This window comes from Microbacterium sp., from assembly GCF_035554235.1.
Taxonomy (GTDB): domain Bacteria; phylum Actinomycetota; class Actinomycetes; order Actinomycetales; family Microbacteriaceae; genus Microbacterium.
Map to the genome: position 1 here is coordinate 1 of NZ_DATMIO010000229.1, position 6,700 is coordinate 6,700.

General features: G+C 71.5%; 5 protein-coding genes. 3 read left to right on the forward strand and 2 right to left on the reverse strand.

Annotated features, from left to right (window positions below; all coding sequences use genetic code 11):
* Nucleotides 1–69 precede the first annotated feature (69 nt).
* The 3 genes from efeU to efeB are packed head-to-tail and all read left to right on the forward strand — an operon-like array spanning nt 70 to nt 3,648.
* Entirely contained in the window at nt 70–1,071 is a 1,002-nt protein-coding gene (efeU, locus tag VNT50_RS11910; protein WP_325485335.1) for an iron uptake transporter permease EfeU, read from the forward strand.
* On the forward strand, nt 1,068–2,297 hold the full coding sequence (efeO, locus tag VNT50_RS11915; RefSeq protein WP_325485336.1) for an iron uptake system protein EfeO: 1,230 nt from the start codon (nt 1,068–1,070) through the stop codon (nt 2,295–2,297). The genes efeU and efeO overlap by 4 nt, the downstream gene beginning before the upstream one ends.
* Before the next feature lie 49 nt (nt 2,298–2,346).
* Nucleotides 2,347–3,648 (forward strand): iron uptake transporter deferrochelatase/peroxidase subunit, encoded by a 1,302-nt coding sequence (gene efeB / locus VNT50_RS11920; RefSeq protein WP_325485339.1) that lies wholly within the window; start codon nt 2,347–2,349, stop codon nt 3,646–3,648.
* Nucleotides 3,649–3,653: 5 nt separating this feature from the next.
* Here efeB and VNT50_RS11925 read toward each other — a convergent pair whose 3' ends face one another.
* Nucleotides 3,654–5,777, reverse strand: a complete 2,124-nt coding sequence (locus VNT50_RS11925) for a RecQ family ATP-dependent DNA helicase (protein ID WP_325485337.1) — start codon at nt 5,775–5,777, stop codon at nt 3,654–3,656.
* Between the two features lie 51 nt (nt 5,778–5,828).
* On the reverse strand, nt 5,829–6,700 hold an 872-nt coding region (locus VNT50_RS11930; protein ID WP_325485338.1), incomplete at its 5' end, for an acyltransferase family protein.

The following is a 6,700-nucleotide window of genomic DNA, read 5'->3' on the forward strand; positions in this document are numbered from 1 at the left end:
CACTCGACGGAGGCGCCTCGAACCGCGTATCCCCAGCGGGCCTTCTCTCACACACCCCGGAACCCCCTCTTGCTTCCCACCTTTCTGATCGGCCTCCGCGAAGGCCTCGAGGCCGCCCTGGTGGTCGGCATCCTCGTCGCCTACCTCACGCGCCTCGGTCGACGCGATGTGCTCGGTCGCCTCTGGTTCGGCATCGGGCTCGCGGTGGCGCTCGCGCTCGCCATCGGCGCGGTCCTGACGTTCGGCGCCTACTCGCTGACGTTCGAGGCCCAGGAGCTCATCGGCGGCCTGCTCTCGGTGCTGACGGTCGCGATGGTGACGTGGATGATCTTCTGGATGCAGAAGGCCGGCCGCACCATGAAGCGCACGCTCGAAGGCGGGGTCGACCGGGCCCTCGCGCACGGAACGCTGTGGGCCCTCGTCGCGATCGGCTTCGTCTCGGTCGCCCGCGAGGGCATCGAGACCACGCTCCTCCTGTGGTCGATGGTGCAGTCGTTCGGCGATGCGCCCTCGGCGCTGCTGGGCGCCCTGCTCGGCATCCTCGCCGCGGCCGCGCTCGGCGTGCTGCTGGCGCGCGGGATGCTGCGCCTCGACCTGCGCGCGTTCTTCCTGTGGACGGGGGCCTTCCTCATCGTGGTCGCCGCGGGTGTGCTCGCGTACGGCATCCACGACCTCCAGGAAGCCGGTGCGCTACCCGGCCCGTTCACCGCACTCGCGCCGGTCGACCCCGCCACCGGCGCCGTTGCCGTCGGCGCGGCCGGCTTCCCGTTCGGCTGGGCCTTCGACCTCAGCGCGGCCATCCCCCCGAAAAGCCCGCTCGCCGCCATCATGCAGGCGACGGTCGGCTTCACGCCCAAGATGTCGTGGCTCCAGGTGATCGCCTGGACGCTCTACGTCGCGATCGTCGGTGCGGTCTTCGCGACGCGCGCTCGCCGGTCGCGCCCGCGGTCCGCGCACGCCGCGCAGCCCGAGCCGAACGACGCGCCGACCGAAGCCGCGGCATCCCGCCCTGAATCCACCCCGGCGGTCGTACCCGCACCGCCCGCCGTCACACACCAAGGAGCCCCATGACCACCCAGAGGATCCTCTCGGCCCTCGCCGCGACCGCCGCCGCGGGCCTCGTGCTGACCGGCTGCGTCGCGAAGGCCGATGTCGCCGCATCCGATGCCATCTCGGTGACGTCCACCGATAGCGCGTGCGATGTCTCGGCCACGACGGCGGCGAGCGGAACGCTCGCGTTCGACATCACGAACGGCGGCGACGACGTCACCGAGTTCTACCTGCTCGCCGATGACGGCCTGCGCATCGTCGGAGAGGTCGAGAACATCGCCCCCGGCGCGTCGCGCACCCTCACCGTCATCGCCCAGCCCGGCGAGTACTACACGCTCTGCAAGCCGGGCATGATCGGCGAGGGTGTCGGCCGCACCGGCTTCAGCGTGTCGGGCGATGCCGTTGCGATCGACGGACCGGACGCCGAGCTCAAGCAGAAGGCGGTCGATCTCTACGCCGCTTTCGTCAAGGACCAGGTGTCGCAGATGGTTCCGCAGGTCGAGAGCTTCGTCGCGGCCTACGAGTCGGGCGACGACGAGGCCGCCCGCGCCGCCTTCCCCCAGGTGCGCACCTACTACGAGCGCATCGAGCCGGTCGCCGAGGCACTCGGCGACCTCGACCCGCGCATCGACTTCCGCGAGGTCGACGCCGTCGCGGACGGCCTGGACTGGACCGGCTTTCACCGCATCGAGAAGGATCTGTGGGTTCCCGCGCAGGACGCGCTGAATGCGGATGGCGAGACGCCGGCGTGGCAGGACTGGGCACCGTCCACAACCGACGAGCGCGCAGCGTTCGGCGACCAGCTGATCGCCGATGTCGCCGAACTCTACGACTATGTGCACTCGGCCGACTTCCAGACCGCGCTCGACGAGCAGGGCGTCGCAGGCCTCAGCAACGGCGCCATCGCGCTGCTCGACGAGGTCGCCACGGGCAAGATCTCGGGCGAGGAGGACTGGTGGTCGGGCACCGACCTCTGGGACTTCGCGGCGAATGTCGAGGGGTCGAAGATGGCCTTCTCCTTGGTGCGCGACTTCGCGACGTCGAAGGGTGAGAAGGGGGCGGCGCTCGTCGAGAAGATCGACGCCGGCTACGCCGCTCTCGAGGCCTCGCTCGCGAAGCACGGCTCGCTCGCCGAGGGCTTCGTGTTCTACTCCGCACTGACGGATGCCGACAAGCGCGAGTTCACCGACCTGATCAACGCGCTCGCCGAGCCGCTGTCGCAGCTCACCGTCACCGTTCTGGAGTGACGTGAGCCGCCACGACTCCTCGACGACCGGCCCGGAGACCGGTACCCCCGTGCCCGGTGCCCCGGTCGCTGAGCCCGTCGAAGCGCCGGCGCCCGGTGTGAGCCGCCGCGGTCTGCTCGGGTTCGTCGGCGCCGGCGCCGCCGGCCTCGCGCTCGGTGCTTCCGCCGGCCTCGCGGGCGGGATCGCGGTGGGCCGGGCCAACGCCGAGGCCGAGGCCGCGGCATCCGTCTACGACTTCTACGGAACCCATCAGGCGGGCATCACCACGCCGGTGCAGGATCACCTCCACTTCGCGGCATTCGACATGATGGCGGGCTCGACGCGGGACGATCTGATCTCGCTGCTGCAGGACTGGTCGTATGCCGCGGCACGCATGACCCGCGGTCTCGAGGTCAGCGCCTCCGGGGCGGTCGGAGGCTCGCCCGAGGCGCCGCCGGATGACACCGGCGAGGCGCTCGGGCTGCCCGCCAGCGGACTGACGATCACGTTCGGCTTCGGTCCGACGCTGTTCGAGGCGGCGGGCGACGATCGCTTCGGCATCTCCGCGCGGCGATCTCCCGAGCTTCAGGACCTCCCCGCCTTCCTCGGGGACGACCTCGATCCGCTTGCGAGCGACGGCGACCTCTGCATCCAGGTGTGCGCGGACGATCCCCAGGTCGCGGTGCACGCCGTGCGCAACCTCAGCCGGATCGCCTTCGGGCGAGCCCGCATCCGGTGGTCTCAGCTCGGATTCGGCCGCACGTCCAAGACGACCGCGGCCCAATCCACGCCGCGCAACCTGTTCGGGTACAAGGACGGCACGGCCAACATCCTCTCCGACGACAAACCCGCGCTCACCGACCACGTGTGGGTCCAAGAAGCCGACCAGCCCGCCTGGATGGTGGGCGGATCGTATCTCGTCGCCCGCAAGATCGCGCAGCTCATCGAGTCGTGGGACCGCGTGCGCCTCGCCGAGCAGAATCGCATCATCGGCCGTTCGAAGGGCGAGGGGGCGCCGCTCTCGGGCGGCGACGAGTTCACGCAGCCCGATTTCGCGAAGACGGATGCCGCGGGGGCGCCGTCGATCGACATGGCGGCGCACGTGCGACTCGCGAATCCGCAGCACAACGGCGGCGCGCGCATGCTGCGCCGCGGCTACAACTTCGTCGACGGCAACAACAACCTCGGGCGCCTCGACGCGGGCCTCTTCTTCCTGTCGTACCAGCGCTCGCCCGAGCAGTTCGTCACGGTGCAGCGCGCGTTGTCGACCGACGCACTCAACGAGTACATCCGCCCCGTGGGATCGGCGATCTTCGCGGTGCCTCCCGGAGCGACGCCCGGCTCGTACGTCGGCGCCGGCCTCTTCGCCTAGGGGTCCTACGCCCGGGCGGCGAGCACGAACGGCAGCACGGCACCCGCGCCCGCGCGCCGGAGCAGCCGCCCGGCGACCGTCAGCGACCAGCGGCTGTCGACGAGGTCGTCGACCAGCAGCACCGGGCCGCCCTCGAGGGCGCCGACGGCCCTGCTCAGCTCCGGCCCGAGCGCGAAGCTGCCGGCGACGCCGGCGAGGCGGTACGCGCTGTTGTCGCCCGCGGCACCGGGCCCCGCTCCCGTCAGCTCCAGCGAGCCGAGCAGCGGAAGGCGGCCGACCTCGGCGATCGTTCGGGCGAGGGATGCCACGAGCAGCGGGTGAGCGCGGGACGGCATCGCCACGACCCCGGCGGGGCGCGCCTCCCAGTTCCAGTCAGCGAGCACTCGCACGCAGGCCTCGGCCATGGCGGGCGTGATCTCGGCGTCGGGGGTGCCCGGACTGAACCGCTCCCGCAGGGGCCCTCCCCAGCCGAGGTCGGTCAGGCGGGCGAGCGCCCGGCCCGGCTCGAGGCGCTCTCCCGGCGGGATGTTGCCCCGCACGTCGAGGCCGAGCCGGCCCATCCCGCTCGGCCACTGTGCCCGTGGCTCGACCAGAACGCCCACGCGGCTCATGGCGGCTCCGGCCGCGGCGGTCGTCGCTTCCGCGATGCCGGTCGGATACCACGGCGACGCGCAGTTGTCGCACCTGCCGCAGGGCGCCGCGGCGGGATCATCGAGCGCGCGCTGCAGGAACTCCATGCGGCATCCGGATGTCGTCTCGTAGGCGATCATCGCCCGCTGCTCGGCTCTGCGCGCCTCCGCGATGCGCTCGTACCGCTCCGCATCGTACGTCCACGGCGTGCCCGTGGCGCGCCATCCGCCCTGCACGCGCTCGACCGCGCCATCGACATCGAGCACCTTGAGCAGCAGTTCGAGTCTGCCGCGGCGGATGTCGACCCGGGCCTCGAGTGCCACGGTGGAGAGCGCGCCCCCGTCGTGGTTCAGTTCGTCGAGCACCGCCGTCGCCTTCGCCTCGTCGGGCATCGACGACGTGGCGAAGTACTGCCAGATCGCCTCGTCCTCGGGTCCGGGCAGCAGCAGCACGTCGGCCTGCGCGGTCGCGCGCCCGGCGCGCCCGACCTGCTGGTAGTACGCGACGGGCGTGGACGGCGCGCCCATGTGGATGACGAACGAGAGGTCGGGCTTGTCGAACCCCATGCCGAGCGCGCTCGTGGCGACGAGGGCCTTCACCCGGTTCTCCTTGAGAAGACGTTCCGATTCCTCCCGCTCGGCGGGGTCGGTCTGGCCGGTGTACGCCCGCACCGCGTGGCCGGCCTCGCGCAGCAGCCGCGCGGTGTCGTCGGCGGCCGACACCGTGAGTGTGTAGATGATGCCGCTCCCCGGCAGGTCGCCGATGTGGCTGAGCAGCCACGCGAGTCGGGTGGCGGCGTCGGGGAGGCGCAGAACCCCGAGCCGCAGCGACTCCCTCGCCAGCGGGCCTCGGATCGTCAGCACCCCTCCGGTGCCCATCCCGAGCTGCTCCTCCACGTCGTGAACGACCCGCTCGTTCGCGGTGGCGGTGGTCGCCAGCACCGGCACGCCGGTGGGCATGCCGCCGATCAGGTCGCGCAGGCGGCGGTAGTCGGGCCGGAAGTCGTGGCCCCAGTCCGAGATGCAGTGCGCCTCGTCGACGACGAGGAGTCCCACGCGTGCCATCAGCGCCGGCAGCTGCTCGTCGCGGAACTTCGGGTTGTTCAGCCGCTCGGGGCTGACGAGCAGCACATCGAGCGCGTCGTCGCCGAGGCGAGTCAGGATGTCGGCCCACTCCAGCGGGTTGGCGGAGTTGATGCTCGCCGCCCGCACCCCCGCCCGCTCGGCCGCCGCGACCTGATCGCGCATCAGGGCGAGCAGCGGCGACACCAAGATGGTCGGGCCCGCACCGCGGCGGCGCAGGAGCAGGGTCGCGACGAAGTAGACGGCGGATTTGCCCCACCCCGTGCGCTGCACGACGAGGGCCCGCGCACGGTGCTGCACCAGCGTCTCGATCGCCTCGTACTGGCCCTCGTGGAAGCCGGCATCGTCGTTGCCGACCAGGCGCCGCAACGCTGTCAGTGCCTCCGCCCGCAGACCATCGACAGTCTCTTCGCTCACTCCGCGACCGTACAGGGTGGCACGGACGTCACGCGCACGAAGTGGTGCGGCTCACCCGTTCTGCCTGGGATCTGGCCGCCGGCGCGACCCGTCGAGCCGGCCGCGCGTCGCCTCGGGGGTGCGGCGCGAACCCGTCGGGTCGGAGCGGTGGCCCTCGCGCCGCGCGAGCCCGGGGTCGGCGAAGAGCCAGGTCGGCCTCGGTTCGACGAGTGGCCGGAACACGCGCCGCACGGGCTTCGTCGAAAGCCCCACGGCGATGAGCACCGAGGCCACGACCACGACGGGCAGCCAGATCCACGTCGGATCGAGGTCGCGCAGCACGCCGGATTCCCGGAAGGGATAGAGCACGAACGAGTGCAGCAGGTAGACGTACATCGTGTACTGCCCGAAGTGGGTCCAGCGGTGCGATCCGCGTGGGACGAGCGCGAAGAATGCGACGCTCAGCACGAGCGCTATCGCCATCACCGCGAGGCGCACACCGCCCGCCCACCACTGCGGGCCGACGAGGTCGGAGTACGACTCGTCGTAGAAGAGCCAGTGCCGCAGGTCGACGGCCGCCCACACATCCTTGCCGGCCCAGGCGAGCCAGCCCGCCATGGCGAACAGGGCGAGGGCGCCGACGAAGACCCACCACGGTCGCCGGCCCAGGAGCCGGAAACGGGCGACGACGTCGTTTTCGCTCAGCCACCAGCCGAGCGTGAAGAACGGCAGCAGCCCGAGTGTGCGGGCGAGAGAGAACGTGCTGTCGACATTCGGCAGGTACCCCGCGCCGATGGAGATGAGCACCGTCCACAGGAGCGGCCAGCGCAGCAGGGCGAGATAGGGGAGCACCAGACGGAACGTGCCGAGCGCGAGCAGGAACCACAGGGTCCACGACGGCTCCGAGAGATTGGCGTCGGCCTGCCCCTCGACGACCCACTTCG

What these genes read in the sequence shown, in the direction of transcription:
- efeO (WP_325485336.1), top strand. Translation starts at nt 1,068, where the DNA reads ATGACCACCCAGAGGATCCTCTCGGCCCTCGCCGCGACCGCCGCCGCG.